Raw genomic sequence first — 25,481 nt, 5'->3', positions numbered from 1 at the left:
TCACCGAGCCGGGGCTCGGTGACCGCCCCTCCGACATACGCCGGCATACGCGACGTACGGCCGCGCTGTGCCTACGCCGTGTCTGCGCTGTGCCCGAGCCATGCCCCGGGCTGTGTCCCGCTGTGCCCCGAGCCGTGCCCGACGTCGGTCAGCGCGGCGCGTGCGCGGAGAGTTCCTTCGCCGCCTCGGTGAGGTCCTTCGCCGTGTCGATCGCCCGCCAGTACGCCCCCTGCGGCAGCGGGAACCCGGCCAGGGCGCGCTCACGCGCCAGCCGGGGGAACGTGGTGCGCTCATGGTCGCCACGGTCCGGCAGCAGGGCGGTGAAGGCCGCGGAGAAGACGTACACGCCCGCGTTGATGAGATACGGAGACGGCGGCGACTCGATGAAGTCGAGAACATGGCCGAACTCGTCGGTCTCCACCGCGCCCCACGGAATGCGCGGCCGGGCCAGCGCAAGCGTCGCGGTCGCGTCCCGCTCCGCATGGAACCCGGCCATCTCGCGCAGCGAGAAACGCGTCCAGATGTCGCCATTGGTCGCGTACCAGGGCCGGTCGGGGTGGGGAAGGCTCGCGGCGGCGTACTTGAGGCCGCCGCCCCGGCCCAGCGGCTCCGACTCGACGACGGTCGTCACACGGAGCGGAAGGTCGGCGGTGGCCAGCCAGTCCTGCAGCACCTCGGCGAGGTGCCCGCAGGAGACCACGGCGTCGGTCACGCCCTCCGCGGCCAGCCAGGCAAGCTGATGGCCGATGATCGGAGTCCCGGTCCCCGGGATCTCGACCATCGGCTTGGGGCGGTCGTCGGTGTACGGCCGCAGCCGCGAGCCCTGGCCGCCCGCCAGGACCACGGCCTGCGTCGGATACGTATGCATACCGGCACGATAAGCGCTGCCCGGCGGGGTCCCTCTTTCCGGTCGTCCTCCGGTGCCGCGGGGGACCCCGCGTGCCGTCGTACCGCCCGGCTCAGCTGCCCTGCGCCTGCTGCGAGACGCCGGCGGCGAAGGACGTGTCGCAGACGGGCCGGGAGTACGACTGCGCGAGCGTCGGGCCGTAACGGGCCACGGCGGCGCGGCCGAGATCCTTCGCGATCGACATGCAGTGGCGGGCCAGCGACGGACGCGCCTCGACCTCACGCTGGAGGCTGGTGAGCGCGATGCCGGGGTCCTTCTCCTGAAGCTCGGTGAGAAGCTTCTCGCGCAGAACCTCGTGCGGCTCACGGGACTTGGCGCGGACCGATACATTCTCCGAGGACGCGGTGAGCATCTGGGACTCGGAGTTGCGCCCTGCCCACGGGACGCTGGTGACCGCGAGAGTTCCGGAGAGCACCAGGACGACGGGCAGGACGAGAGCGAGAGTGCGGCCGATACGGCGGGCTGTGTGGGTCACGCAGGCGAGCGTAGCGGTCGGTAGTGATTTGGCGACATTTAGTCACTCGCGCGAGGGATGGTTCGAGTCTTCTTTTCGAATCGGGCGTTGACGCCGGTGTGTGAATTGCCCGATATGCCGGGGTATTTGTCGACATAAACGAACGGCCCCCTCGCCGAAGCGAGAGGGCCACCCACGTATGTCACACGACCTGAGCCGACGTCAGTCGCTGAGGCGCTCGCCCGTCGACGTCGAGAACACATGCGTCTCGCCCGGCCGCGGCACGACGTGCAGCTCGGAGCCCTTCTCCGGCACCGAACGGCCGTTGACCCGGACCACCAGGTCCTTCTTCTCGCCGCTGACCTCGGCGGTGCCGTACACATAGCCGTCCGCGCCGAGCTCCTCGACGACATTGACCGTCACGGCCAGACCGGCCGGCGCGTCCTCGGTGTCCTTCGACAGCGAGGCGGCCGCCGAACCGTTCAGCTCGACCACGTCGAAGTGCTCGGGCCGGACACCGACGGTCACGGTCCGGTCGCCCCTGTCCGCGGCGGCGGACAGCGCCTCGCGCGAGACCGGGACGACGCTGTTGCCGAACTTCACACCGCCGTCGGTGATCGGCACCTCGACCAGGTTCATGGCCGGGGAGCCGATGAAGCCCGCGACGAACAGGTTCGCCGGCCGGTCGTACATGTTGCGCGGCGAGTCGACCTGCTGCAGCAGACCGTCCTTCAGCACGGCGACGCGGTCGCCCATCGTCATGGCCTCGACCTGGTCGTGGGTCACGTACACGGTGGTGATGCCCAGACGGCGCTGGAGGCTCGCGATCTGCGTACGCGTCGAGACACGGAGCTTCGCGTCGAGGTTCGACAGCGGCTCGTCCATGAGGAACACCTGCGGTTCACGCACGATGGCCCGGCCCATCGCCACACGCTGCCGCTGGCCACCGGAGAGCGCCTTCGGCTTGCGGTCCAGGTAGTCGGTGAGGTCGAGGATCTTCGCCGCCTCCTCGACCTTCTGCCGGATGGTGGCCTTGTTGACCCCGGCGATCTTGAGCGCGAAGCCCATGTTGTCGGCGACGCTCATGTGCGGGTAGAGCGCGTAGTTCTGGAACACCATGGCGATGTCCCGGTCCTTCGGCGGGAGGTGGGTGACATCGCGGTCACCGATGCGGATCGCTCCGCCGTTGACGTCCTCGAGGCCCGCGAGCATGCGCAGGGAGGTGGACTTCCCGCAGCCGGAGGGGCCGACGAGGACGAGGAATTCCCCGTCCGCGATCTCGATCTCGAGACCGTCGACGGCGGGCTTGGTGGAGCCCGGGTAGATCCGGGTTGCCTTGTCGAAAGTGACAGTGGCCATGGTGATGTGTCCCTTCACCGGCAGGAACGTGCCGGACGATCCGAGTGGAAGGAAGGATGGGTCTAGTCCACCGGAGTGAACTCCAGGTGACGGTACCTGGCGATGCGCGGGTCTGTCAGTAGCCGGAGCAGCGCACTTTTGACCTGCGCCTTCAGAAACCGATTCCGAGGCACTTCCTGCTTCGCCGCCCACGGCCGACGGGGAGGAGGGTCACCTCCACCGATCCCGCCGGACTTACACAGGCTCCACAGGCATGACGGCCGACAGCCCATCGGTCCGTACTGCAACAACTACGCGGACAGCTGTACGGCCCGGATCAAGGGAGGCGGCACCTTCCCCGCAGGCAACGATTCGGCAACCAGCCGGTACAGCCGCAGCCCCTCCTTACGAGCCGATCATCAGAACAGCCCGTCAGTGCCTTCAACGAACGGATGGGCGCATGGTCACGAATCACGTGGTCTGGGGAAACGGTCGCTGTGTAGAGTGGGGGAGCCTTCGCGTACGGCTTTGAGGTATGCGATGCCGCCTTAGCTCAGTTGGCAGAGCGCCTCACTTGTAATGAGATGGTCGTCGGTTCGATTCCGACAGGCGGCTCCACCGAAACTGTGTCCCGGATCACTCTGATCCGGGACACTTGCGTTTTGCGGGGGTCTGGCGGGGTGTGCCTGGGGAGGGGTGCGTCGGGTGAGTCGTCGTTCCAGTGGCCTGATCGGGTGGGCGGCACGGCCGAGCCGCTCGCGCGGACGCTGATCGGTACGGGCTGGAGCACGTACAACAACCTGATGTGATCGGGGTGTTGAGGGTGTGAGTGTCGGGCCCGGTGCGACGTCGTGTCGTACCGGGCCCGTCCGTTTTGCCCTGCGGCCGCTTTCCACGGCCGTCGGTGCCGTCGGTGCCGTGGGTGTGGTCAGTGGCGGCCGGAGATCTTGTCCGCGAGGGTCGCGATGCGGTCCGTTTTCGCGGTGTGGGCGGTGAGTTCGCGGCGGTCGGCGGCGCGGTAGGCCGCGTAGAGGGTGTGGACGCCGAGCCAGCGGAGGGGTTCGGGTTCCCACTTGCGGACCTTGTGGTTGACCCAGGGGAGGGTGGTCAGGTCGGTGGGGCCGGACTGGCCGGAGTCCTGTTGGATGAGGTCGCGGAGGGTGCGGGCGGCGAGGTTGGTGGTGGCGACGCCGGAGCCGACGTAGCCACCGGCCCAGCCGAGGCCGGTGGAGCGGTCGAGGGTGACGGTGGCGCACCAGTCGCGGGGGACGCCGAGGACGCCGGACCAGGCGTGGGTGATTCCGACTCCGGCGAGTTGGGGGAAGAAGCGCGTGAGGATGGAGCGGAGGGCGTCGATGGTGGCGGGCTGGGTGCGGCCGTCGTTGTCGGTGCGGGAGCCGTAGCGGTAGGGGATGCCGCGGCCGCCGAGGGCGATGCGGTCGTCGGCGGTCCGCTGGGCGTACATGTAGGCGTGGGCCATGTCGCCGAGGGTTTCGCGGCCTTCCCAGCCGATGGCGTCCCAGACGTCGGCGGGGAGCGGTTCGGTGGCGATCATGGAGGAGTTCATGGGGAGCCAGGTGCGGCGCTGGTTGGCGAGGGTCGCCGTGAAGCCTTCGGTGCAGCGCAGGATGTAGGGGGCGCGGACCGTGCCGTACGGGGTGATCGCGTGCTTGGGTTTGATCTCCGTGACGGGGGTCGATTCGTGGATCGTCACGCCGAGCGCCTCGACCGCCGCCGCGAGGCCCTTGACCAGCTTGACGGGGTGCAGTCGGGCGCCGTGCGGGGTCCAGCTGGAGCCGACGGCTCCGGCGACGCGGATGCGGTCGGCGGTCTCGCGGGCGCCGTGGAGTTCGCGGTCCTTCTCGCCGAAGGCGATCTCGGCGGTGTGGAAGTTCTTGAGGCGGGTGAGCTGCGCGGGGGTGTAGGCGACTTCGAGGACGCCGCCCTGGTGGATGTCGGCGTCGATCTGTTCTTCGCGGGCGATGTCGACGACTTCGGTCACGGTGTCGTTCATGGCTTGCTGGAGGCGTACCGCGGCGTCGTGTCCGTGCAGTGCGGCGTAGCGGTCGCGGCCGGCGATGCCGTTGTAGAGCCAGCCGCCGTTGCGTCCGGAGGCGCCGTATCCGCAGAACCTGGCTTCGAGGACGGTGATGTTGAGGAAGGGCACGGCTTTCTTGAGGTAGTACGCCGTCCACAGTCCGGTATATCCGCCGCCGACGATGCAGATGTCGGCGGACGCGTCGCCGGGCAGGGGCTCCCGGGGGGCGGGGATGCCGTCGTCCGCGTACCAGAAGGAGATACCGCCGTTGATCGTGCTGGTCATGTGGCTGTTCGTACACCGGTGGCGGTTGGCCTGTCCAGGGTGGTGAGGAGGGGAGGACGAAGGAGGAGGGAGGAGGAGGGAGGAGGAGGGAGGAGGAGGGAGGAGGAGGGAGGAGGGGAGGGGCGAGGGAGGGGGGACATACGATCCGAGGGTGATCGAGATCCCGGACGAGCTGCTTGCGTCGCAGATCAAGTTCAACGGGGAGGCGGGCCGTGCGTTCGTCGCGGCCCTGCCCGGGCGCGTCGAGGAGTTCGTGGAGCGGTGGGGGCTGCGGGTCACGGGGCCTTCGATGTACGGGATGGCGTCGCTGGTGCTGCCGGTGGTGCGGGCCGATGGTTCGCGGGCGGCGCTGAAGCTGCAGCATCCGGACGGGGAGAGCGACGGCGAGTGGCTGGGGCTGCGGACTTGGGACGGCGACGGGATCGTACGGCTGCTGGACCATGACGCGGATACGGCGACGCTGCTGCTGGAGCGGTTGGACGAGGGGCGGCATCTGTCGGTCGTGGAGGACGACCGGGAGGCGGTGGTGATCCTCGCCGAGCTGTTGGCGCGTCTGGTGGCGGTGACCGCGCCGGAGGGGCTGCGGCGGCTGGGGGACATCGCGGCGGCGATGCTCGACGATGTGCCGGGGGCGGTGGAAGCGCTGGCGGACGACGGCGAGCGCGCGCTGTTGAAGGATTGCGCGGCGGCTGTGCGGGAGGTCGTGGGGGAGTCGGGGGACCGGTTGCTGCACTGGGATCTGCACTACGACAACATCCTGGCGGCGGAGCGTGAGCCGTGGCTGGCGATCGACCCGAAGCCGCTGGTGGGCGACCCGGGTTTCGAGCTGTTCCCGGCGCTGTGGAATCGCTTCGACGCGGAGGCGACGCTGTGGCGGTTCGATCTGTTGACGGAGCGGCTGGGCCTGGACCGGGAGCGGGCGAGGGCGTGGACGCTGGGACGGGTGCTGCAGAACGGTCTGTGGGATGTGAAGGGCGGCGGGACGCGGCTTCAGGAGGAGCAGGTGTCCATCGGGCGGAAACTCCTGGCGCGCTGAGCCGTCCTCTGTGCAGGGTGCCCTCATGATTCGTACTGCTACGCCTGCCGATGTCCCTGCCATTCACCGGATGGTCCGCGAGCTCGCCGACTACGAGAAGGCTCTGCACGAGGCGAAGGCGTCCGAGGAGCAGCTGCGCGAGGCGCTGTTCGGGGAGCGCCCGGCCGCTTTCGCGCACATCGCGGAGACGGAGGACGGGGAGGTCGCCGGTTTCGCGCTGTGGTTCCTGAACTTCTCGACGTGGCGTGGGGTGCACGGGATCTGTCTGGAGGATCTGTACGTACGGCCGGGGCTGCGCGGGGGCGGTTACGGGAAGGCGCTGCTGGCGGAGCTGGCGCGGATCTGTGTGGAGCGTGGCTATGAGCGGCTGGAGTGGTCCGTGCTGAACTGGAACACCCCGTCGATCAACTTCTACAAGTCGCTGGGTGCGCGGCCGCAGGACGAGTGGTCGGTGTACCGGCTGACCGACGAGGCGCTCACGGCTCTCGGGTCCTGGGCATGACGGCAGGGGTCGCCCGGGCAGTGCCTGCCGGACAGGGGCAGGACTTACTCGTCTAGGGGACGAGGACGACCTTGCCGGTCGTGCCGCGGGTCTCCAGGGCGCGGTGGGCGGCCGCGGCCTCGGCGAGGGGGAAGCGCTGGACGGCGGGGCGAAGGCGGCCGGCGGTGGCTTCGGCGAGGGCGCGGGTTTCCAGCGTGCGTACGTCGCCGCCCGCCTTCCGGAGCATGGCCGGGCCGAGGACGCTCTGGGAGGTGATGCCGCGTGCGGCGAGTTCGTCGTCGGTGAAGGTGAGCCCGGAGCCGGTGCGGATGCCTTGGCTGGACCAGCCGAAGACGATGTGCTGTCCGCCCTTGCCGAGGAGGTCGACGGCGGCGCGGGCGGTGTCGCCGCCTACGGAGTCGAAGACGACGGTGGCGCGGTGGTCGCCGAGGTGTGCGCGGACGTGTTCGGGCCAGTCGGGGAGGGTGTAGTCGACGGCGAGGTCGGCGCCGTTCTCGGTGACGCGGGCGACCTTCGCGGGGCCGCCGGCGAGGCCGATGACGGTGGCGCCGGCGTTCTTGGCGTACTGGACGAGGAGGGTGCCGATGCCGCCGGCGGCGGCCGGGACGATCACGACCGAGTCCGGGCCGAGGTCGGTGAACTGGAGGATGCCCAGGGTGGTGCGGCCGGTGCCGATCATGGCGACTGCTTCGGCCTCGTCGAGGCGGTCGGCGATCTCGTGGAGTCTGCCGGCCTCGGTGACGGTGAGCTCGGCGTAGCCTCCGGGGGCCATGCCGATGTGGGCGACGACGCGCTTGCCGAGCCAGGCCGGGTCGGTGCCTTCGCCGAGCCGGTCCACGGTGCCGGCGACCTCGCGGCCGGGAACGGTGGGCAGTTCGACGGTGGCGGGGTACGGGCCGGACTCGCCCTCGCGCAGGGCGGTGTCGAGCAGGTGCACGCCGGCCGCGGCGACGGCGATACGGACCTGGCCGGGGCCGGGCTCGGGGTCGTCGACCGTCTCGTAGGTGAGGTTCTCGGCGGGGCCGAAGGCGTGGAGGCGGATGGCGTGCATGGTGGGCTCCCCTGTGCATCGTGGTCGGTGATGCCCTCACCCTCCAACCTCAAGCATGGTTGAGGTCAAGCGTGGTTGAGACCAAGGTGGTTGAGGTCAAGGTGGGGTTGAGATCGAGCAACCTGCGAGCAGGGCAACCTGCGGGCAGGCGGCCCCTGGTCGCCCACCAGGGGCGTTGTCAGTGGTGTGAGTCACCATGGGGGTCATGGCGCGGAGGACCAGGAACACGCAGGTGGCGGCGGCACGGCGGCCGGAGGTGCGGCTACCGCCGCTGAGTCCGTACGAGGGCGCCGAGCTGGAACCGGACGGGGACTACGACGGTCTGGAGCTGGCGGGTCTGGACCTGACGGGTCGGGACGGGGCGGGCGCCCGGTTCATGGACTGTGCGCTGCGGGACTGCGTGCTGGACGAGACGTCGCTGGTCAACGCGCGGTTCATCGACTCGGTGCTGACGGGGGTGCGGGGCGTGGGCACGGATCTCGCGGGCGCGTCGCTGCGGGACGTGGAGGTCGTGGACGCGCGGATGGGCGGGGTTCAGCTGCACGGGGCGGCGCTGGAGAGAGTGGTGGTGAAGGGCGGGAAGATCGACTACCTGAATCTGCGCAATGCGCGGCTGAAGGACGTGGTGTTCGAGGGGTGCGTGCTGTCCGAGCCGGACTTCGGGGCGGCGCAGCTGGAGCGGGTGGAGTTCCGGGACTGTGTGCTGCGCCGGGTGGACTTCAGCGGTGTACGGCTGCGGGATGTCGATCTGCGGCAGGTGGCCGAGCTGGACATCGCGAGGGGCATGGACGGGCTGTCGGGGGCGGTGATCAGCACGGCTCAACTGCTGGATCTGGCACCGGCGTTCGCGGCGCAGATGGGTGTGCGGGTGGAGGGCTGAGCGCTCAGGGGGTCACGGCGTGCGCGGGAAGCGGGCCTGCAGGTCCCAGACGACAGGGTTGTCGGCGAGGCCCTCGTGCATGTCGGTGAGGTCGGCGATCAGATCGTGGAGGAAGTCGCGGGCCTCGCGGCGCAGCTCGGCGTGGTTGAAGGTGAGCGGCGGCTCGTCGCCGGGCATCCAGTCGGCCTCGACGTCCACCCACCCGAAGCGGCGCTCGAAGAGCATGCGGTCGGTGGACTCGGTGAAGTCGATCTCGGCGTACTGCGGCTGGGAGGCCCGGCTGCCGCGCGGGTCCCGGTCGAGCCGCTCGACGATGTCGCACAGCGCCCACGCGAAGTCGAGCACCGGCACCCATCCCCAGGCTGTGGACACCTCGCGGTCCGCCTTGGTGTCGGCGAGATAGACGTCACCGCAGAAGAGGTCGTGCCGCAGGGCGTGGACGTCCGCGTGGCGGTAGTCGGTCTGCGGGGGGTCCGGGAAGCGGCGGGAGAGGGAGTAGCCGATGTCGAGCACGGGGTCGATGGTGTCATGCGCGGACACCCGGCCCGGGGTGCGGGCCTGCGGTCGGCGGCCTGCGGTCTGCGGTCGGCGGCCTGTGGAATCGATATCGCGCGCACGTCCGAGTGAATGGTTTCCGGTTTCCGGTTTCCAGTAGTGGCCGGGCGGCGGGCCTGCGCCGGCCGCGAGTCCCGTGAGCTCACGGCAGAAGCCGCTGCCGCGGGCTCACGGCAGCAGCCGCTGCTCCTTCGCCACCGCCACCGCGCCCGCCCGTGTGTCCACGCCCAACTTGGCGTAGATACGGCCCAGATGGGTCTTCACCGTCGCCTCGCTGATGAACAGAGCCCGTGCGATCTCGCGGTTGCCGAGCCCGTGGGCGAGCTGGCCCAGGATGTCCAGCTCCCGTTCCGTCAGGCTGGGGCGGGCCGCGCCTCGCATGCGGTCCATCACCCGGCTGGCGACCGGCGGCGACAGGGTGGTGCGGCCCTGGGCGGCCGAGTGGATCGCGGCGAAGAGCTCCTCGGGTCGCTCGGCCTTCAGCAGATAGCCGGTCGCGCCCGCCTCGATGGCACGGGTGATGTCCGCGTCCGTGTCGTACGTCGTCAGGACCAGGACATGCACCTCGGGGGACGCGATCCGGCGCGTGGCCTCGACCCCGTCGATGCCGGGCCCCAGCTGAAGGTCCATCAGCACCACGTCCGGCTTCAGCTTGGCGGCCATCGCGACCGCCTCCTCGCCGCTGCCCGCCTCGCCGACGACTTCGATGTCGGGCTCGCTGCCGAGGAGGGCGAGCAGCCCGGCGCGTACGACGGCGTGGTCGTCGCAGAGCAGGATCCGTACGGAACTCGCCGAACTCGCCGAACTCGTCGCACTCATCGCGTGGTCTCCAGGGGGATCGAGGCCGACAGGACCGTGCCCTCGCCGGGTGCGGATTCGACCGTCAGGGTGCCGCCCAGCTGTCCGACCCGCGCCCGCATCGCGGGCAGGCCGTGGCCCCGGACGCCCCGGGCGTCCCCGGTGGTGCCCGTCGGCTCGAAGCCGCGGCCGTCGTCCGTGATGTCCAGGACGATCTGGTCGCCGAGGTAGGTCAGGGTCAGGGCGGCGGAGGTGGCTTCTGCGTGCTCGAGGACGTTGGCCAGGGCACCCTGGGCGATGCGCAGCAGCGCCGACTGCACCCGGTCGGGCAGGGGCACCGGTACGCCGTCGACCTGGAAACCCGCGGACTCGCGCTCGGCGAGGGCGCGCAGCGCCTGCTCCAGGCCGCCGCCCTCCGCGAGATCGGCGGGTGCCAGGTCGTGGACGAAGCGGCGGGCCTCGGCGAGGCTGCGCTCCGCGATCGACTCGGCGGTACGGACGTGGCGGCGCGCGGTCGCCGGATCCGCGTCCCAGGTGCGGTCCGCGGCCTGCAGCAGCATCTGCTGGCTGGACAGACTCTGCGCGAGGGTGTCGTGGATCTCCATGGACAGCCGCTGGCGCTCGGCGAGGGTGCCTTCGCGGCGCTCGGTTGCGGCCAGTTCACGACGGGTCCTGATCAGGTCGTCGATCAGCGCGCGCTGGCGGGCGGCGAGGCGTTCCGCCTGGACGAAGACGGCGGTCGCGATCGCCGCGACGGCGGGCGGTGCGATCACCAGGTTCGGGTCGAAGCCGCCGTGCGCGAGCTTGAGCTGTGCGGCCACGACGAAGGCCGTGAGCAGCGCGACCAGGACGAGCGCGGCGCGCCGCGGGAGCGTCCGCAGGCCGGTGTAGAAGAGCGGCACCGCGCACCAGGCGAAGCTGGGTGCGAGGACCACGAGCAGCATCCAGACGGCGACGACCGAGCCGAGCCAGGCCAGTCGGCGGGGTGTGGCACGGGAGCCGAGGACCGGGCCGAGTACGTACAGGGCGGCGAGGGCGGCCGACAGGCCGATGATCCACGGTGAGCGGTCCTCCCAGGGGTGCCGCAGCAGATAGCGCACGAGCGACGCGCCGAGGAGGAGGAAGAACGCGGCGTGCATGACACGGGCGAGCCACCGGGCGTCGGGGTCGCGGGCGTCGGGGTCGCGGGTGCTGGAGTCGCGGCTGCCGCGGGCGCGGGTGCCGGGATCGCGGTCGTCGGGGGCACGGCTGCCGCGGGCGGGGGTGCCGGGGTCGCGGTCGTCGGGGGCACGGCTGCCGCGGGCGCGGGTGCCGGGGTCGCGGTCGTCGGGGGCGCGGGTGCCGGGGGCGCGGGTGCCGGGGGCGCGGGCGTCGGGGTCCTGCTCGTACCGCCGCTCCACCGTCCACCACTCCTCGCTGACCTGCACAGATGTCCCCATGGTGACCCGGCGGGGCCACGGGCGCATCAGCCGATCGGCTGACACACCCGTCATCCATCATGCGCGCCGGAGGCATCCGCTCCGTGGACCGTACGGGGCCGCTCGCGGCCGGAGGATCCATGACAGAGCGAGTTACCGCCGAATCCCGGCGCCTATCGAGGAGTTCTCCCATGAAGAAGATGTCGCTGCGTGCCCGTGTACTGACCGGTGGTGCCGCCGTCGCCGCGCTGGGCGCGGGTACCTTCGGAGCGGTCTCCGCGAACGCCTCCGCCCCGGCGGCCCCCGCACCCGCCACGGTCACGGCCGACGTCGCGAACCGCGACCTGCAGCAGACCACGCATCTGACCGTGGCGGCGGCGACCAGGGCCGCGCAGGCCGTGCTGGAGGCCGCGCAGGACGAGAACCAGCGTGTGACGGTCGCCGTCGTCGACCGCAACGGCAACACCATCGTCACCCTCCGTGGTGACGGCGCCGGCCCGCAGTCGTACGAGTCCGCGCAGCGCAAGGCGTTCACCGCGGTCTCCTGGAACGCGCCCACGTCCGAGCTGGCCAAGCGGCTCGAGCAGGCCCCGAACCTGAAGGACATCCCCGGCACGCTGTTCCTCGGGGGCGGTGCGCCGGTGCAGGTGAACGGTGCGCCGGTCGCGGGCATCGGTGTCGCGGGCGCCCCGAGCGGTGCCCTCGACGAGAAGTTCGCCCAGGCCGGGGTGTCCGCGCTCGCCAAGTAGTCCGGTCCGGCCGGCCGCCGGGCGCCATGCGGTACATCACAGAGGGCACGGATGGAAGCGGACATTCCGCGCATAGGATCATTGGCGTGGACCAGCGATCCCTCCTCCGTGCCCTGGCGCCCGTCGCCGTCCTGATCACCCTCGCCGGCTCGGCCTGCACGGCCGACGCCGGCAACGGGGTCGACGGCGCCCCAGGAGCCGCCGGTCTGCGTGACCCGTACTTCCCCAGGCTCGGCAACGGCGGCTACGACGTCCAGCACTACGCCCTCACGCTCGACTACGCCCCGAAGGCGAACAACCTCACCGGGACCGCCGCCATAACCGCGCGCGCCACCCAGGACCTCAGCGCCTTCAATCTGGATCTCCACGGGCTGACCATCGACAGCGCGACCGTCGACGGCGCCCCCGCCGCCGTCAACCGCGCCGGCAACGAGCTGACGATCCGGCCGCGCGACGACGTCGGCAAGGGCAGCACCTTCAGGACCGTCGTCCGCTACTCCGGCACGCCGCAGACCATAAAGGACGCGGAGGGCTTCGAGGAGGGCTGGCTGAAGACCACGGACGGCGCTCTCGCGCTCGGTGAGCCGACGGGCTCGATGGCGTGGTTCCCCGGCAACCACCACCCCAGCGACAAGGCGACGTACGACATCACCGTCACCGTTCCCAAGCCCCTGACCGCCGTCTCCAACGGAGAGCTGAGGCAGCAGCGGCCCACGGTCGACGGCAGCGGCACCACCTTCGTCTGGCACTCCGGCGAGCCGATGGCCAGCTATCTCGCGACCGTCGGCATCGGCGCGTACGACTTCAAGATCTCCCACCCCGCGCAGGGCGTGCCCGTGTACACGGCCGTGGACAAGACCGTCACCGCCCAGAGCGCAGCCCTGCTGGCCCGCATCCCCGAAGTGCTGGCCTGGGAGCAGGAGAACTTCGGCCCGTACCCGTTCTCGTCCACCGGCGCGATCGTCGACACGGACGTCTTCGAGAACCCCAAACGTGTCTATGCGCTGGAGACGCAGAGCCGGCCCGTGTACCCGGACGGCACGTTCGACATGAACTTCCTCGTCCACGAGCTCGCCCACCAGTGGTACGGCAACTCCGTCTCGCCGAAGACCTGGCAGGACATGTGGCTCAACGAGAGCTTCGCGATGTATGCGGAGTGGCTGTACGACGAGGACTTCAACGGCATCCCCGCCCAGAAGCGCTTCGAGCAGGCCTTCGCAGTGGACAGCAACTGGGCCTTCCCGCCCGCGGAACCGCCGACCGCGGCCGACATCTCGGGCGATCCCGTCTACGGCCGTGGCCCGATGGTTCTCCACAAGATCCGCCAGGCCGTCGGTGACGACGCCTTCTTCGCCATCCTCAAGGGCTGGGCCCAGACCCACCGTCACGGCAACGTCTCCACCGACGACTTCATCGCCTACGTGGAGGAGGAGTCCGGCGAGGACCTCACCGACCTGTGGGACGTCTGGCTGTACGGCGTGGACAGGCCCGAGAAGCCCTGACGGCCCTGGCGGCCCTGGCGGCCCAGTGGCCCTGGTGCCCTAGTGGCCCTGGCGGCCGGTGGGACCGGAGCGGCCGGGGCCATGGAGCGGTTTGCGCATCACGATGCAGGGACGTCCGGCCTGGGCGTCCGCGCGGCGGGCGATCTCCTCGTATCCGAGCGCCGTCCAGAAGGCGAGCGCCTTCGGGTTGTTCTCCAGTACGGCGAGCCGCACCGCCTCCCGCCCGGCCGCCCGGAACCGGTCCTCGACCAGACCGGCCAGCTCCCGTCCGTACCCGGCGCGGTGCCGGCGGGCGTCCACCATCAGCAGGCCGATCCACGGATCGGGGTCGGCCGGGTCGGGATGGTGAGCCAGCGTCACCGCGACGCCGACCAGCCGCCCTTCCGAGCGGGCGAGCAGCGCCTGTGCCGCGGGGTGCGCCAACTCGTCGGCGAGCGCGGCGGCGACCTGTTCGGGCCGGATGTCGTCCGGGTCCGGGAAGTCCCCGCTGAGCTGCTGGAAGGCGCGGTTCGAGGCGTAGAGCGCGGTGAGTTCGGTGAGCAGGGGCCCGGGCAGGGCGCCCGCCTCCTTCGGCGCCAGCGGTTCGAGGATCACGTCTCGATCATGCCGCGCGGGCCGACGGCGCGTACGCACGAATGGCGTACGCACGGATGGCGTACGCACGGATGCCGAGGGCCCGCCAGGACGTACGCGAGCGCGCCCGGGGCATGCCGAAGGCCCCGGCCGGGACGGCGGCCGAGGCCTTCGGACGTGCGGGGACCCGCGTCAGACGTTCACACCGAAGTCCTGGGCGATGCCGACCAGGCCCGAGGCGTAACCCTGGCCGACCGCGCGGAACTTCCACTCCGCGCCGTTGCGGTACAGCTCGCCGAAGACCATGGCGGTCTCGGTGGCGGCGTCCTCGCTCAGGTCGTAGCGGGCGATCTCGGAGCCGCCGGCCTGGTTGACGATGCGGATGTACGCGTTGCGCACCTGGCCGAAGTTCTGGCTGCGGTTCTCGGCGTCGTAGATGGAGACCGGGAAGACGATCTTGTCGATGTCGGCAGGCAGACCCGCCAGGTTGACGTTGATCTGCTCGTCGTCGCCGCCGCCCTCGCCCGTGCGGTTGTCACCCGTGTGGACGATGGTCTGGTCCGGCGTCGACTTGTTGTTGAAGAAGACGAAGTGGCCGTCGGAGAAGACCTTTCCGCCCGGGTTGACCGCGATCGCGGAGGCGTCGAGGTCGAAGTCGGTGCCGGTGGTCGTACGGACGTCCCAGCCGAGGCCCACCGTGACGGCGGTCAGGCCCGGTGCCTCCTTGGTGAGCGAGACGTTGCCGCCCTTGGACAGGCTTACAGCCATGGGGAGGTCCCTTTCCTGGTCGAGTGCAGTGCGGTCGGGCTTCGTGGGTCGTGCTGTGTCGTGCTGCGTTGTGCTGCGTCGTGCTGTGCCGTGCCGTGCCCCGAAGCTACCGTCACCCTCCATAACGCGGGCGGAGGACCGCCAGGTTCCCTGGTGGAAAGAACAGATTCCCTGCTGAAAAGAAGGTGACGCGGGTCGCTCATGGACGCGACCATGGGACACATGTCCGGGCCCTATCGCATCCGCGGCTCCGTCTCCCTCCCGGAGGCCGAGCTCATGTGGCGTTTCTCGCGGTCGTCGGGACCCGGCGGCCAGCATGTCAACACGAGCGACTCGCAGGTGGAGCTCCGCTTCGACGTCGCGTCGACGCGGGCGCTGCCCGAGGTGTGGAAACAGCGTGCGCTGGAGCGGCTGGCGTCCCGGCTGAGCGGTGGAGTGATCACCGTACGGGCGTCGGAGCACCGCTCCCAGTGGCGCAACCGTGAGGCGGCGGCGGTCAGGCTCGCCGCGCTCCTCGCGGAGGCCACGGCCCCGCCGCCGCGTCCGCGGCGCCCGACGAAGATCCCGCGCGGCATCAACGAGCGCCGCCTGCGCGAGAAGAAGCAGCGCTCGGAGACGAAGCGCGGCCGCAGCGCGCGCGATTGGTGACGGGGCCGCGCCCCCTGCCCGAAGCCGCGCCCCCTGCCCGAAGCCGCGCCCCCTGGCCGGGGCCGTGCCCCCGTCCCGCGCGGCGCCCCCCCCCCCCCCCCGCGGGTCCGCCTCGTCCGAGCTCCTGGCCGGACGTCGGTTGAGGCGAAGGAGGGCCCCAAGGCCCGGCACGTGCACAACGGCGTGAGGGAGGGCCCCGCGCCGAGCACACACCTACAGGAGGGTCGCATGACGCTGTCGCAACGGAACTGGTTCCCGGGCGCACACTCGTCGAACCTGAACTGTTCAACCGCCTCACCGACTTCTGCTCCGACGAGTACGGCCTGGAACGCTGCGTCGCCGAACGCGTGATGGATCAGGGCCTGGCGTTCCTCGATCTGATGGGCCGCACCGGAGAGGGCCTGTCCCCGTCGAAACAGGTCGACCCGGCATGGCACACCTTCATGCTGCACAGCCCCGAATACACCGCCTGGTGCCAGGAACGATACGGCCGCTACATCCACCACGCACCCAACTCCCGCTACCGGGACCGGGCGACCATGGTCGACGTCGTCGGCAGGCTCCGCGCGGCCGGCTACGCGATCGACGACGGCCTGTGGGGCGCGCACGCGGACTGCAACGAGCCGACGTGCTGCGGTGACGGCCCCTGCTGCTGACAGATCCAACCCGGCGGGTCGTCGCACTTCGGGCGGCCCGCCGGCTCGACACCCGAACGGAATCCCCCGGTGCCCTCCCAGTATTCACCGATCACCGACCGCACCCGCGTGACCCTCTTCCCCCTGGAGGGCCTCACCGTCGCGTACACCACCCGCTCCAGCGATCGCCGCGGCCTCGGTGACATCACCGTCGTCGCCGTCACCGACCCGGACACCGCCACGGGCGACCACCTCTGGCGTCTGGCGCAGAGCATGTACGCCAACCCGCCCACCAGCCAGCAGCAGGCCCGATGGATCCTCACCCAGGCCACCCGCGCCCGCATGGTCAAAGCCCCCGCTTACCAGGATCTGCGAGACGCCCAGTGGTCCGCCGACCTGAACCGCAGCTTCCGCCTCCACGACCTCTTCGCCAACCACGCCATACTGACCACCGGCCGCCTCACCCTCACCTCACAGTGAGGACCTGCGTGGTGACCACGCCGGAGCCGGACGGTACCCACAAGACGTACTGGCTGCGGGTGCCGCCCACCACCCGTACCGCGAAGGAGGGCGTCGCCTGGACCTTCGGCCTCGACGCATCGGTGTACGAACCGCTTCGTCAGACCTGAGCCGCCGCCAGGTCCGCCGGACCGATCAGTGCCGAACTGCCCTGGCCCGTACAGGCGTATGCTCCCGCCACCGCGCCCAGCCGGGCGCAGTCCTCGATGTCACGGCCGGCCAGCCGCCCGTGGAGGAAGCCGCAGACGTACGCGTCCCCCGCGCCGTTGGAGTCCACCACCGGCGTGGGCGGCACCGTCGCTGGAACCGGACGGGGCGTGCGTCCGCCGTCGCGGGTCATCAGATACGAGCCGCCCGCCCCGGCCGTCGCGATGACCGCCTCCGCCTGCCCCTCCCGCAGGATCTCCCGCATCACCGACGCGATCCGCTCACCGGCACCCGCCGCGCTGAGGAAGACCACGTCCGAACGCAGGGCGAACTCCCTGTGGTGGTCCTCCACTCCGTCCCAGTCGTGGAGGTCGGTCGAGACGGGCACGCCGAGCTCGGCGATGTCGTCGTAGAGAAACCGGGCGAAATTCATGATCGACAGATGGACGTGCCGGGCCCGCCGCAGATGGGGCAGGTAGAAGTCGCGCGGCATCCGCAGATCGGCAAGGTCGCGGGCGTCGTAGAAGGACATTCTGCGGCCGGTCGGGTCGACGAGGTTCACCGCGCGCCGCGTACCGGAAGGGGAGATCAGGTGCTCGAAGTCGACGCCGCCCTCGGCGAGCCGCTCACGGACCTGCCGGCCCGGCCGGTCGTCACCTATGAAGTCCAGGAACGTGACACCGAGTCCGAGGGCCCGGCAGCCGAGGGCCACATTGCCGCCGGTGTGGCCTGCCGACTCCACGATCGGGGGGACTCCGACCGAGTCGGCGAGGGGGACGGGGAGCGAGCCGACGCGGACCACCGTGTCGACCCCGCTTCCGCCGACGACCAGCACGTCCAGTGCGTCCCGCAGGTCCTGAGCGTCCTGAGCGAACGGTTCGTCCTGCGCGTCCTGTGGGAACCGTTCGTCCTGCGCGTTCTGTGGGAACGGTTCGTCCCGTGCGTTCTGTCCGTTCTCGGTATCGCGTGTGTCCTGGTCCGGCTGATCCGTCCGTTGCGCCGACACCGCTTCCCCTCCCATGCGCCTTCGGTGCGCTACGCACTCTGCCGTGTCAGCGCCCCGCGGTCGAGCCCCAGTTCACGGGCGAGCGCCTCGTCCGTCCACTCCAGCATGGCGGCACGGCTGAGGGATCCCCCGTACGACGTCATCTGCACGGCCAGCCCGTCCAGTAGAGCCGTCAGCCGCCAGGCCGAGGACGCGGGGTCCTCACAGTGGAACTCGCCCGCCGCCGTACCCTCCGCGATGACCGCGGTCAGCTCCGCCTTCCACTGCTGGTCAAGATCGCGGGCCACCTCGCGCAGAGCGGGTTCGCGCAGGGCAGCCGCCCAGCCCTCGATCCACAGCCGCCACCCTTTGGCCTGTCCCGTCGGTGCGTACCAGCGGACCGCGGTCCGCAGCCGTCGCACGGCGGTCGTCCGCCGCCCCAGGAGCTTGCGCAGATGCGCGAGATCGCCCTCGGCGGCGTAGCTGAAAGCGGCCGCGACGAGCTTCTCCTTGGTCGAGAAGTGGTACAGCACCAGGGCGTTGCTCACCCCGAGGGCCGAGGCGACATCGGCGATCCGCAACGAGGCCACGCCCCGGGCCTGGATCTGCTCGACGGCAGCCCGCAGCAGTTCCTCCTGCCGCTCCGCCACACTCAACCGGACTCTCGCCACGCGGTCACCCTACACACGGCCACGTCGCGAGGGGCCGCGTACAGGATCTTGCCCGAGCCTGTCCGTCCTGGCCCAGGGCCTGTCCGGCTCCTGCCCCTGCCTCTGCCCCGGCTACTGCCCCAGCTCCAGCGCCAGTTCGAGGAGTTGCCGGTCGGTACTGTGCCCCGCGACCACCGCGAAGCCGACGGGGAGTCCGTTCACCGACATCCTGGGCAGCACCAGGCAGGGAAGGCCGGCGGTGCTGGCGAGACAGGTGAGGCGGAAGGTGGCATCCCGGGTGGCGGTCTTCCGTTCCGGGGATTCGTCGATCCGCGGTGCCGGCCCGCCGGTGGCGGGCAGGAGCAGCACGGTGTCCTCGGGGAGGGCCGCTCGCAGCGCGCGGCCGGACCGGTGGACCACGAGTTCGGCGGCGGCCCGGCTCTCCGCCGTGACTGCGGACGCACGGGAGAAGCGCGCCTCCAACCCCGGCCCGAGAGCGCCCGGGTGGGCGCTCACCCATGCGCCGTCGCACTCCCACACCTCCGCGGCCTGGGCGGTGGCGAAGGCCGCGGCCCTGGCCACCGGATCGCCTCCCATCGACGGCACCTCCTCGATCCGCAGGGCGGCCCGTTCGGCGACCTCCGCCGCCACCCGCCCGAAGACATCCCGCACCTCCATGTCGGCGAGCGCGACGAGATCCATGGCCACCAGGGCCGTACGGAACGGGCGTCGGGCTCCGCCGCCCCCAGCGGAGGGAAGGAGTACCTCGCCCAGCCGTGCCAGCGTCGCCGCGTCCCGGGCGAGCCAGGCGACGGTGTCGAACGAGGGCGCCAGCGGCAGCATCCCGGTGACGGGGACGGCGCCGTGGGTGGGCCGAAAGCCGTGCAGGCCGCAGTACGAGGAGGGGACCCGGATGGAGCCCGCGGTGTCGCTTCCGAGGCCGGCGTCGGCCTCACCGAGCGCGACCGCGGCGGCCGGGCCGTTGGAGGAGCCGCCCGGGACACGGCCGGGCGCCGCCGGGTTGGGCGGAGTGCCGTAGTGCGCGTTCGTACCGTTGAGGCTGTAGGCGAACTCGTCGGTCTGCGCGATCCCGGCCACGTCGGCTCCCGCTGCCAGCAGCGCGCTCACGGCCCAGGAGTGTGCGGGCTGCGGTTCCGCCTCGGCCAGCCAGGCCGGATTTCCGGCGCCTGTCCGGTGCCCCGCGACGGCGTGCACGTCCTTCACCGCAAGCCGCAGGCCGTACAGGGGCCCGCTACCGGAACCGGCGACCAGCGGCTCGCCGCGCACCCGCCACACCGACATGTCCTGCGTCCCCATCGGGCCTCCCTGCGACCGGCATCGTCGGGCTCGGGGCATCGTCGCGCCGAAGGCATCGTCGGGCTCCGGGCGGGCAACGATGCCTGACGATGGTCACATCGAAGCACTCCCGGGGCGACGCAGACGATCGCACCACCCGGGTGGACGAAGGACGGATGTCCGCCGGTTCGGCCTCGCGGACGGACGTCCGTCGGCTCCGGTCTGCGGACGGACGGCCTCAACCCCGGTCGGCTCCGGACTCCCGGACGGCACGACGACGCAGCCGCGACCGGATGACACAGAGCCTCCGGCCCCTCGCGGGCGCGGGCCTGTCGCGGATGCCGGCCGCACCGGTGTCCGCCGTGCCTGCACCGCACTGCACCGCACCGCTCAGCTGTACCAGCCGAAACGCTCAGCGATCACCGGCAGCCGGTCCGCCACGATCGCGTGCGCGGCGGCGCGCGGCGTCGTACCGTCCGCCTCGGCCCGCGCGAGCATCTGGCCGACCAGGTCACGCATCGAGCGGCGGGTGTACGCGAACGCCTCGTCCGCATCCGCGCCGATGTCGCCGAAGAGGGTCCACCACCACCAGGCGTTCGTGCCGGAGTTCACGACGACGTCCGGCAGTACGGTGACGCCGCGCCCGGCGAGCAGCTCCTCGGCCTCCGGCAGGACCGGCATGTTGGCGGCCTCGACGATCCAGCGCGCCCTGACCAGCGCTTGGTTGGAGGAGTCGACGGCGTACGAGACGGCTGCGGGAACCAGCACCTCCGCGTCGGCGGACAGCCACGCGTCGCCGGACAGCTCGGTGTCGCCCGGGCGCAGCGCCGCGCGGTCCACGGTCCCGTACGCGTCGCGTGCGGCGAGCAGGGTCTCCACGTCCAGGCCGTCCGGATTGGCGATCGTCCCCTTGACGTCGGCCACGGCGACGATCCTCAGCCCCGCCCGGGACAGGAAGCGCGCTGTCGCTCCGCCCATGGTGCCAAGGCCCTGTACGGAGACCCGGGTCCCCGCGTGGCCGACGCCCGCGCGGTCGAGCGCCGCGAGCACCGACTCGGCGACCCCGCAGCCGCCGACCAGTTCGTCGAGGCCGATACCGTCGACCTCGACGGCGAACGCGTCGGCCAGCCGCTGCCGCGCCGCCGCCTCGTCGTCGAGCAGCGGATACACGGCCTGTACGGACGAGACGAGCCCGGCCTCCGCGACCGCCTTGTCGACGAGGTCCTGGGTGAGGCCGAGGTCCTCGCCGGTGGTCCAGACGTTCTCGACGTACGGGCGCATCGCCCGCAGATAGCGGACGAGGATGCCGTACGCCTCCGGGTCCCGCGGATCGCAGTCGATGCCGCCCTTGGCCCCGCCGAGCGGAACGTAGCGGACCGTCGGATCGTCGGCGCGGTAGTGCAGCGCCTCCTTCATGGTCATGCCCCGCGCCAGCCCGGCCACCTCGTCGAGCGTGCAGCCCTCCCGCATCCGCAGCCCCCCGCTGGACACCCCGCGCACGAGGCGGTCGACGACGAGATGGCCCTGTCGGCCGGTGACATGGTCCGTCCAGGTCAGCGAGATCAGGGGGCCGGGGTGGGGCATCGTGGGGACTCCTCGGTGCTGGCGGTGCGCTCGCCGATCGCGTCGCCTCCAGACATGGCGACGAACTGAACAGTAGGTCAGTATCTGGAGGCGGTCACGCTGTGTCAACGCCGACGCCCGCGGAAGAGCACAGGTCCCGCGGAAGAGCACAAGTGCCCGGGGAAGGGCGCCGGCGCTCAACCCGCGACGGGGCAGCCACGGACCCACCAGGTGCTCAGGAGGGGACTGCAACCGTGATTCAGCGGGAGGCGGACCGGTCCGCCCGGCCGACTGCGTCCCGCTCGGGCAGCTCGCAGTGGTCCTTGAAGCCCTGGCTGGTGAGGCCGAGCGCGGCGTTCATCCGCGAGCGCAGGTTCTCAACCGCCACCATCGCGGTCAGCTCGACGTACGCCGCCTCGCCGAGTGCCGTGACCAGGCGCTCGGCCAGCTCGTCCGTGACCACCGGCGGGTTCGCGGTCATCGCCTCCGCGTACTCCATCACGTCGCGCTCCAGCGGGGTGTAGGCGTCGCTGTCGCGCCACGCCGGCACGTCGCGCAGCTTGCGTACGTCCATGCCACGCTGCTGGTTCTCCCAGTGGCCGAAGTCCATGCACCAGCTGCAGCCGATCGAGGCGGCCGACGCCATCACGGCCAGCGCCTTGAGGCCGGCGTCCAGCTGGTTCCACCTTCCGACGGCCAACTCGAAGCGGAGGTCGGCGCGCAGCACCTTCGGGTTGTGGCCCAGCGCCTTCGCCGGATCCAGGACCTTTCCGTACGTCCGCTTCGAGTACCACTCCGTGGCGCGGTAGAAGAGCGTGCGGGGCGGGGTGAGGGAGATACGGGCCATGACGGGCTCCTCTGTCGTCGGGTCGTTGCGGTCTTGCACGCGTACGACGGACGGCAGCTGCCGGATGTGACATCTCCCGGGCGTTCTCCCGGACTTTTCGGGTGTTTTCCCGGATCTCCTGGACGGTTTCCCCGGATCCTCCCGGATCCTCCCGGACGGTCTCGGGTGCTTCCCGGAATCGGCCGGCCACCCCCGGCATTTTTCTCCCGCTCCGTGCGTTGCGGATGCCGTGGGGTCACGCGCCCTCACGCTCCGATGCCTTGCCCATAATGGAACGACCCGAAGTTCACAGGAGGTGCCGTGACCGGCGCTGCTTCCCCGCATCCGCTGCGCTCCAGGCTGCGATCGCTGCGACCCGCCGCCTTCGGGGCCGATCCCGCAGGGGAGCGGATGGAGCGGATCCGCCGCTCGCCGAACTTCGCCGACGGGGTGTTCCAGAACCCGCTCGGGGCCAGGACCAGGCCATCGGGGTCCACCCTCGAATTCGCGAAGATCTACTTCCAGAAGGAAGCGCGCAGGCGCCGCGCCCCCGCCGCCCCCGTACCCCTCCACACCACCACGCTCAGCGACCTCGCCAAGCCCCCCGCCTCGGGGCTGCGTCTCACCTGGATGGGACATTCCAGCGTTCTCGCCGAGATCGACGGCCGGCGGGTGCTGTTCGATCCGGTCTGGGGGCAACGATGCTCCCCCTTCGCCTTCGTCGGGCCCAAGCGGCTGCACCCGGTGCCGCTGCCGCTCGCGTCGCTCGGCCCGGTCGATGTCGTGGTGATCTCCCACGACCACTACGACCACCTCGATCTGCCCACGATCCGCGAGCTGGCCGCCACGGACACCGTCTTCGTGGTGCCGCTCGGCGTCGGTGCCCATCTGGAGCGCTGGGGCGTTTCCGAAGGACGCCTGCGCGAGCTGGACTGGAACGAGTCGACGGAGCTGGGCGGGCTGCGGCTGACCGCCACTCCGGCCCGGCACTTCTGCGGCCGGGGCCTGCGCAATCAGCAGCACACGCTCTGGGCGTCCTGGGTCGTCGAAGGATCCTCGGGCCACCGGGTCTACCACAGCGGGGACACCGGTTACTTCCCCGGCTTCAAGGAGATCGGCGCCGAGCACGGCCCGTTCGACGCAACCATGATCCAGATCGGCGCCTACAGCGAGTACTGGCCGGACATCCACATGACCCCGGCCGAGGGTATGAACGCGCACCTGGATCTCCAGGGCGGCCGGCCGTCCGGAGTGATGCTGCCGATCCACTGGGCCACGTTCAACCTGGCCATCCATCCCTGGGAGGAGCCGGGGGAGGGGACGATCACCGCGGCGGCCGAGGCAGGCCAGCGGATCGCGCTGCCGCGCCCCGGAGAACCCTTCGAGCCCACGGCCGAGCTGATCCCGGCCGCCCCGTGGTGGCGGGCTGTCGCCCATGCGCCCGTCGCAGGGACTGCGGTGCCCGCTGCCGCCGCCGAAGGGCTTGTGGCCCCGGCGGCAACCGGTGCCGCGGACGCCCCGGCCGCGGACACCGGCACCCCGGAGGCTGCGCCGACCGCGTAGCGCCGGGCGCGGGGAGCCGGCGCAGCCGCGTGGCCTGCGCGGTGTCCAGCTCCGTGTACGCCCAGGCCAGGAGCGCGGTCAGCCGCGACGCTCTGCTGGAGCATCGTGCCCGTGGTGGCCCGGGCCCGCTCCAGGACGGCGGCCCGTCCGGCCCGCCGAATGGTGCCGACAGCAGGTCCATGAGCTCCCGGACGACCGCGATCGTGCGTCCGGCGATCCCGCGCGCGCTCGCTCAAGCAGGGATCGTGACGTACCCGGGCACTTCCCCCGCACGTCAAGGCAGCAATTTCGGCCTGTCGTGCGAGGCCTCATACCAGAGCGGGACGCTCCATGGGCAAGTTTGTCAACTGCCCACCGGACATGAACGGTTGACGACTACCGTGTGTGGTCAGTGATCAACGGTGGGCTCATCAAGCCGTTGCGCCGCTGCACACCGATCGGTACACCAAATCCTGGGCCACGTACCAAGGACGCTGATGTCTCAACTTCGCGCACCCGCCGCGCGGCCGGACCGCCGCGAGGGCGGGCGGCACGGCCGGTCAGGCGCCCGCTCCCTCTCCACCGCGGGCCGGCCGCAGTCCACGCCGCCAACTTCCGAAGCCCGTATCCGCCCCCAACTGCTGCGCACCGCCGTGCTGCCCGCCGTTGTCGTGTCACTCAGCGGCGCCGCAGCGGTGCTCTTCACGATCCGCTCCGCCTCCGTGCGGCCGTCGGCCGCCCTGTGGGTCGCGCTCGCCGGCTCCGCCGCCCTCGCCGCCGTCGCCGTGATGGCGGCAGCACTGGGCGCCGATCGCACCGCCAGATCCGTCCTCGACCGCTGCCACAGCCTGCGCCGCTCCAGCGCGCGCGGCCAGGCGGAGCTGCGTGCCGTCGTCGACGGGCTGCGGCGCGGAGAACGTCCGCCGGCCCGCGACAATCTGCCGGTCGCCGTCTCCGGCGGGGACGAGTTCGATCTGCTCGCCCAGGAGCTGGGGCGGTCCTACGACGCCGCCGTGGCCGCTGTGGTGCAGGCCTCCCGGTTCTCCAGCAGCGTCGGTAACGAACAGAAAGTCGAAGTCTTCGTCAATCTGGCCCGTCGGCTGCAGTCCCTCGTACACCGCGAGATCCAGCTCCTCGACGAGCTGGAGAACGAGGTCGAGGACCCCGAGCTGCTCAAGGGGCTCTTCCACGTCGACCACCTCGCCACCCGCATCCGCAGGCACGCCGAGAACCTGGCGGTCCTCGGCGGCGCCATCTCCCGGCGGCAGTGGTCCAACCCGGTCACCCTGACCGAGGTCCTGCGCTCTTCGATCGCCGAGGTGGAGCAGTACCCCCGGGTCAAACTGGTGCCGCCCATCGACGGCACCCTGCGCGGGCACGCCGTCGCGGACGTCATCCACCTCCTCGCCGAACTGGTGGAGAACGCCACCCTGTTCTCCGCACCTCACACGACGGTCCTGCTGCGCGCCCAGCACGTCACGGCGGGCCTTGCCGTGGAGGTCGAGGACCGGGGCCTGGGCATGCCCGTCACCGAACAGAACAAGATGAACGCCCTGCTCGCCGACCCCGACCAGGTCAATGTGGCGCATCTGCTGCAGGACGGCCGCATCGGACTCTTCGTGGTCTCCGCCCTCGCCCGCAGGCACGGCATCGCGGTCCGCCTCCAGTCCAACATCTACGGAGGCGTCCAGGCCGTACTCGTACTGCCGCAGGGGCTGCTCGGCGCCGAACCGGGCGGCCTCGCCGGGACGGAACAGGCAACCGCCCAGCGGCACGCCGGCCATCCGCCGGGCGCGGCCGCCGCAGTGGCGGGCGG

General features: G+C 71.1%; 25 protein-coding genes, 1 tRNA gene and 1 pseudogene. 12 read left to right on the top strand and 15 right to left on the bottom strand.

The window, feature by feature from the left end:
* Window positions 1-148: 148 nt before the first annotated feature.
* The 3 genes from ACWGI8_RS13700 to ACWGI8_RS13690 all read right to left on the bottom strand — a co-directional run bounded on the left by ACWGI8_RS13700 (window position 149) and on the right by ACWGI8_RS13690 (window position 2,720).
* A complete protein-coding gene (locus ACWGI8_RS13700) occupies window positions 149-868 on the bottom strand; it encodes a nucleotidyltransferase family protein (protein ID WP_453660633.1) in 720 nt (239 codons plus the stop codon).
* A 91-nt stretch (window positions 869-959) separates the two neighbouring features.
* The gene (locus ACWGI8_RS13695) at window positions 960-1,382 is read right to left on the bottom strand and encodes a hypothetical protein (RefSeq protein ID WP_453660631.1); all 423 of its coding nucleotides are present in this window, start codon (window positions 1,380-1,382) and stop codon (window positions 960-962) included.
* Between the two features lie 201 nt (window positions 1,383-1,583).
* Entirely contained in the window at window positions 1,584-2,720 is a 1,137-nt protein-coding gene (locus tag ACWGI8_RS13690; protein ID WP_453660629.1) for an ABC transporter ATP-binding protein, read from the bottom strand.
* Between the two features lie 521 nt (window positions 2,721-3,241).
* Between ACWGI8_RS13690 and ACWGI8_RS13685 the strand changes: the two genes are divergently transcribed.
* Window positions 3,242-3,317, top strand: a tRNA-Thr gene (locus ACWGI8_RS13685).
* A gap of 310 nt (window positions 3,318-3,627) precedes the next feature.
* On the opposite strand, the gene ACWGI8_RS13680 is transcribed toward ACWGI8_RS13685, so the two are convergent.
* Window positions 3,628-5,022 (bottom strand): NAD(P)/FAD-dependent oxidoreductase, encoded by a 1,395-nt coding sequence (locus ACWGI8_RS13680; RefSeq protein WP_453660627.1) that lies wholly within the window; start codon window positions 5,020-5,022, stop codon window positions 3,628-3,630.
* A gap of 151 nt (window positions 5,023-5,173) precedes the next feature.
* Between ACWGI8_RS13680 and ACWGI8_RS13675 the strand changes: the two genes are divergently transcribed.
* On the top strand, window positions 5,174-6,058 hold the full coding sequence (locus ACWGI8_RS13675) for an aminoglycoside phosphotransferase family protein (protein WP_453660625.1): 885 nt from the start codon (window positions 5,174-5,176) through the stop codon (window positions 6,056-6,058).
* 25 nt (window positions 6,059-6,083) lie between these two features.
* Entirely contained in the window at window positions 6,084-6,560 is a 477-nt protein-coding gene (locus tag ACWGI8_RS13670; protein ID WP_453660623.1) for an N-acetyltransferase family protein, read from the top strand.
* Window positions 6,561-6,612: 52 nt separating this feature from the next.
* Here the strand turns inward: ACWGI8_RS13670 and ACWGI8_RS13665 are convergent, their stop codons facing one another.
* The gene (locus tag ACWGI8_RS13665) at window positions 6,613-7,611 is read right to left on the bottom strand and encodes a zinc-binding dehydrogenase (protein WP_453660621.1); all 999 of its coding nucleotides are present in this window, start codon (window positions 7,609-7,611) and stop codon (window positions 6,613-6,615) included.
* A gap of 205 nt (window positions 7,612-7,816) precedes the next feature.
* Here ACWGI8_RS13665 and ACWGI8_RS13660 point away from each other — a divergent pair, with 205 nt between their 5' ends.
* Complete coding sequence (locus ACWGI8_RS13660) at window positions 7,817-8,491, top strand: pentapeptide repeat-containing protein (protein WP_453660619.1); 675 nt, start codon at window positions 7,817-7,819, stop codon at window positions 8,489-8,491.
* A 12-nt stretch (window positions 8,492-8,503) separates the two neighbouring features.
* Here the strand turns inward: ACWGI8_RS13660 and ACWGI8_RS13655 are convergent, their stop codons facing one another.
* The 3 genes from ACWGI8_RS13655 to ACWGI8_RS13645 form a co-directional block, all read right to left on the bottom strand.
* A complete protein-coding gene (locus ACWGI8_RS13655; RefSeq protein ID WP_453660641.1) occupies window positions 8,504-9,004 on the bottom strand; it encodes a hypothetical protein in 501 nt (166 codons plus the stop codon).
* Window positions 9,005-9,214: 210 nt separating this feature from the next.
* A complete protein-coding gene (locus tag ACWGI8_RS13650; protein ID WP_453660617.1) occupies window positions 9,215-9,865 on the bottom strand; it encodes a response regulator in 651 nt (216 codons plus the stop codon).
* Window positions 9,862-10,983 carry a sensor histidine kinase gene (locus tag ACWGI8_RS13645; protein WP_453660639.1) on the bottom strand — a complete coding sequence of 374 codons (1,122 nt, stop codon included), beginning with the start codon at window positions 10,981-10,983 and terminating at the stop codon, window positions 9,862-9,864. Before ACWGI8_RS13645 ends, ACWGI8_RS13650 begins: the two co-directional genes overlap by 4 nt.
* Window positions 10,984-11,453: 470 nt before the next feature.
* Here ACWGI8_RS13645 and ACWGI8_RS13640 point away from each other — a divergent pair, with 470 nt between their 5' ends.
* A complete protein-coding gene (locus ACWGI8_RS13640; RefSeq protein WP_453660615.1) occupies window positions 11,454-12,011 on the top strand; it encodes a GlcG/HbpS family heme-binding protein in 558 nt (185 codons plus the stop codon).
* Between the two features lie 86 nt (window positions 12,012-12,097).
* Window positions 12,098-13,513 carry a M1 family metallopeptidase gene (locus ACWGI8_RS13635; protein WP_453660613.1) on the top strand — a complete coding sequence of 472 codons (1,416 nt, stop codon included), beginning with the start codon at window positions 12,098-12,100 and terminating at the stop codon, window positions 13,511-13,513.
* Window positions 13,514-13,552: 39 nt separating this feature from the next.
* Here ACWGI8_RS13635 and ACWGI8_RS13630 read toward each other — a convergent pair whose 3' ends face one another.
* On the bottom strand, window positions 13,553-14,107 hold the full coding sequence (locus ACWGI8_RS13630; protein ID WP_453660611.1) for a GNAT family N-acetyltransferase: 555 nt from the start codon (window positions 14,105-14,107) through the stop codon (window positions 13,553-13,555).
* 171 nt (window positions 14,108-14,278) lie between these two features.
* A complete protein-coding gene (locus ACWGI8_RS13625) occupies window positions 14,279-14,854 on the bottom strand; it encodes a TerD family protein (RefSeq protein ID WP_453660609.1) in 576 nt (191 codons plus the stop codon).
* A 213-nt stretch (window positions 14,855-15,067) separates the two neighbouring features.
* Between ACWGI8_RS13625 and arfB the strand changes: the two genes are divergently transcribed.
* The 4 genes and pseudogenes from arfB to ACWGI8_RS13605 form a co-directional block, all read left to right on the top strand.
* The gene (arfB, locus tag ACWGI8_RS13620) at window positions 15,068-15,502 is read left to right on the top strand and encodes an alternative ribosome rescue aminoacyl-tRNA hydrolase ArfB (RefSeq protein WP_453660637.1); all 435 of its coding nucleotides are present in this window, start codon (window positions 15,068-15,070) and stop codon (window positions 15,500-15,502) included.
* 350 nt (window positions 15,503-15,852) lie between these two features.
* Window positions 15,853-16,158, top strand: coding sequence for a hypothetical protein (locus ACWGI8_RS13615; RefSeq protein ID WP_453660607.1), 306 nt, complete (start codon window positions 15,853-15,855; stop codon window positions 16,156-16,158).
* Between the two features lie 69 nt (window positions 16,159-16,227).
* Window positions 16,228-16,617, top strand: a complete 390-nt coding sequence (locus tag ACWGI8_RS13610) for a hypothetical protein (RefSeq protein WP_453660605.1) — start codon at window positions 16,228-16,230, stop codon at window positions 16,615-16,617.
* A gap of 8 nt (window positions 16,618-16,625) precedes the next feature.
* Window positions 16,626-16,766 (top strand): annotated as a pseudogene (locus tag ACWGI8_RS13605) (DUF6745 domain-containing protein); the annotation flags it as partial.
* Here ACWGI8_RS13605 and ACWGI8_RS13600 read toward each other — a convergent pair.
* The 5 genes from ACWGI8_RS13600 to ACWGI8_RS13580 all read right to left on the bottom strand — a co-directional run bounded on the left by ACWGI8_RS13600 (window position 16,757) and on the right by ACWGI8_RS13580 (window position 22,144).
* Window positions 16,757-17,635 (bottom strand): carbohydrate kinase family protein, encoded by an 879-nt coding sequence (locus ACWGI8_RS13600; RefSeq protein ID WP_453660635.1) that lies wholly within the window; start codon window positions 17,633-17,635, stop codon window positions 16,757-16,759. The pseudogene ACWGI8_RS13605 and the gene ACWGI8_RS13600 sit on opposite strands and share 10 nt — an antisense overlap.
* A gap of 203 nt (window positions 17,636-17,838) precedes the next feature.
* Complete coding sequence (locus tag ACWGI8_RS13595; protein ID WP_453660603.1) at window positions 17,839-18,459, bottom strand: TetR/AcrR family transcriptional regulator; 621 nt, start codon at window positions 18,457-18,459, stop codon at window positions 17,839-17,841.
* Between the two features lie 111 nt (window positions 18,460-18,570).
* Window positions 18,571-19,755: an amidase gene (locus ACWGI8_RS13590; RefSeq protein ID WP_453660601.1), complete on the bottom strand. Its 1,185-nt coding sequence runs from the start codon at window positions 19,753-19,755 to the stop codon at window positions 18,571-18,573.
* Window positions 19,756-20,124: 369 nt separating this feature from the next.
* Window positions 20,125-21,318: a Glu/Leu/Phe/Val dehydrogenase dimerization domain-containing protein gene (locus ACWGI8_RS13585; RefSeq protein WP_453660599.1), complete on the bottom strand. Its 1,194-nt coding sequence runs from the start codon at window positions 21,316-21,318 to the stop codon at window positions 20,125-20,127.
* 238 nt (window positions 21,319-21,556) lie between these two features.
* Window positions 21,557-22,144, bottom strand: coding sequence for a carboxymuconolactone decarboxylase family protein (locus tag ACWGI8_RS13580; protein ID WP_453660597.1), 588 nt, complete (start codon window positions 22,142-22,144; stop codon window positions 21,557-21,559).
* A 300-nt stretch (window positions 22,145-22,444) separates the two neighbouring features.
* Between ACWGI8_RS13580 and ACWGI8_RS13575 the strand changes: the two genes are divergently transcribed.
* Window positions 22,445-23,686 carry an MBL fold metallo-hydrolase gene (locus ACWGI8_RS13575; RefSeq protein ID WP_453660595.1) on the top strand — a complete coding sequence of 414 codons (1,242 nt, stop codon included), beginning with the start codon at window positions 22,445-22,447 and terminating at the stop codon, window positions 23,684-23,686.
* A 476-nt stretch (window positions 23,687-24,162) separates the two neighbouring features.
* On the top strand, window positions 24,163-25,481 hold a 1,319-nt coding region (locus ACWGI8_RS13570), incomplete at its 3' end, for a sensor histidine kinase (RefSeq protein WP_453660593.1).

Source organism: Streptomyces sp. NPDC054841 (assembly GCF_053611045.1).
Note: the sequence above shows the minus strand (reverse complement) of the source record. Positions and strands in the feature narration are given on the sequence as shown.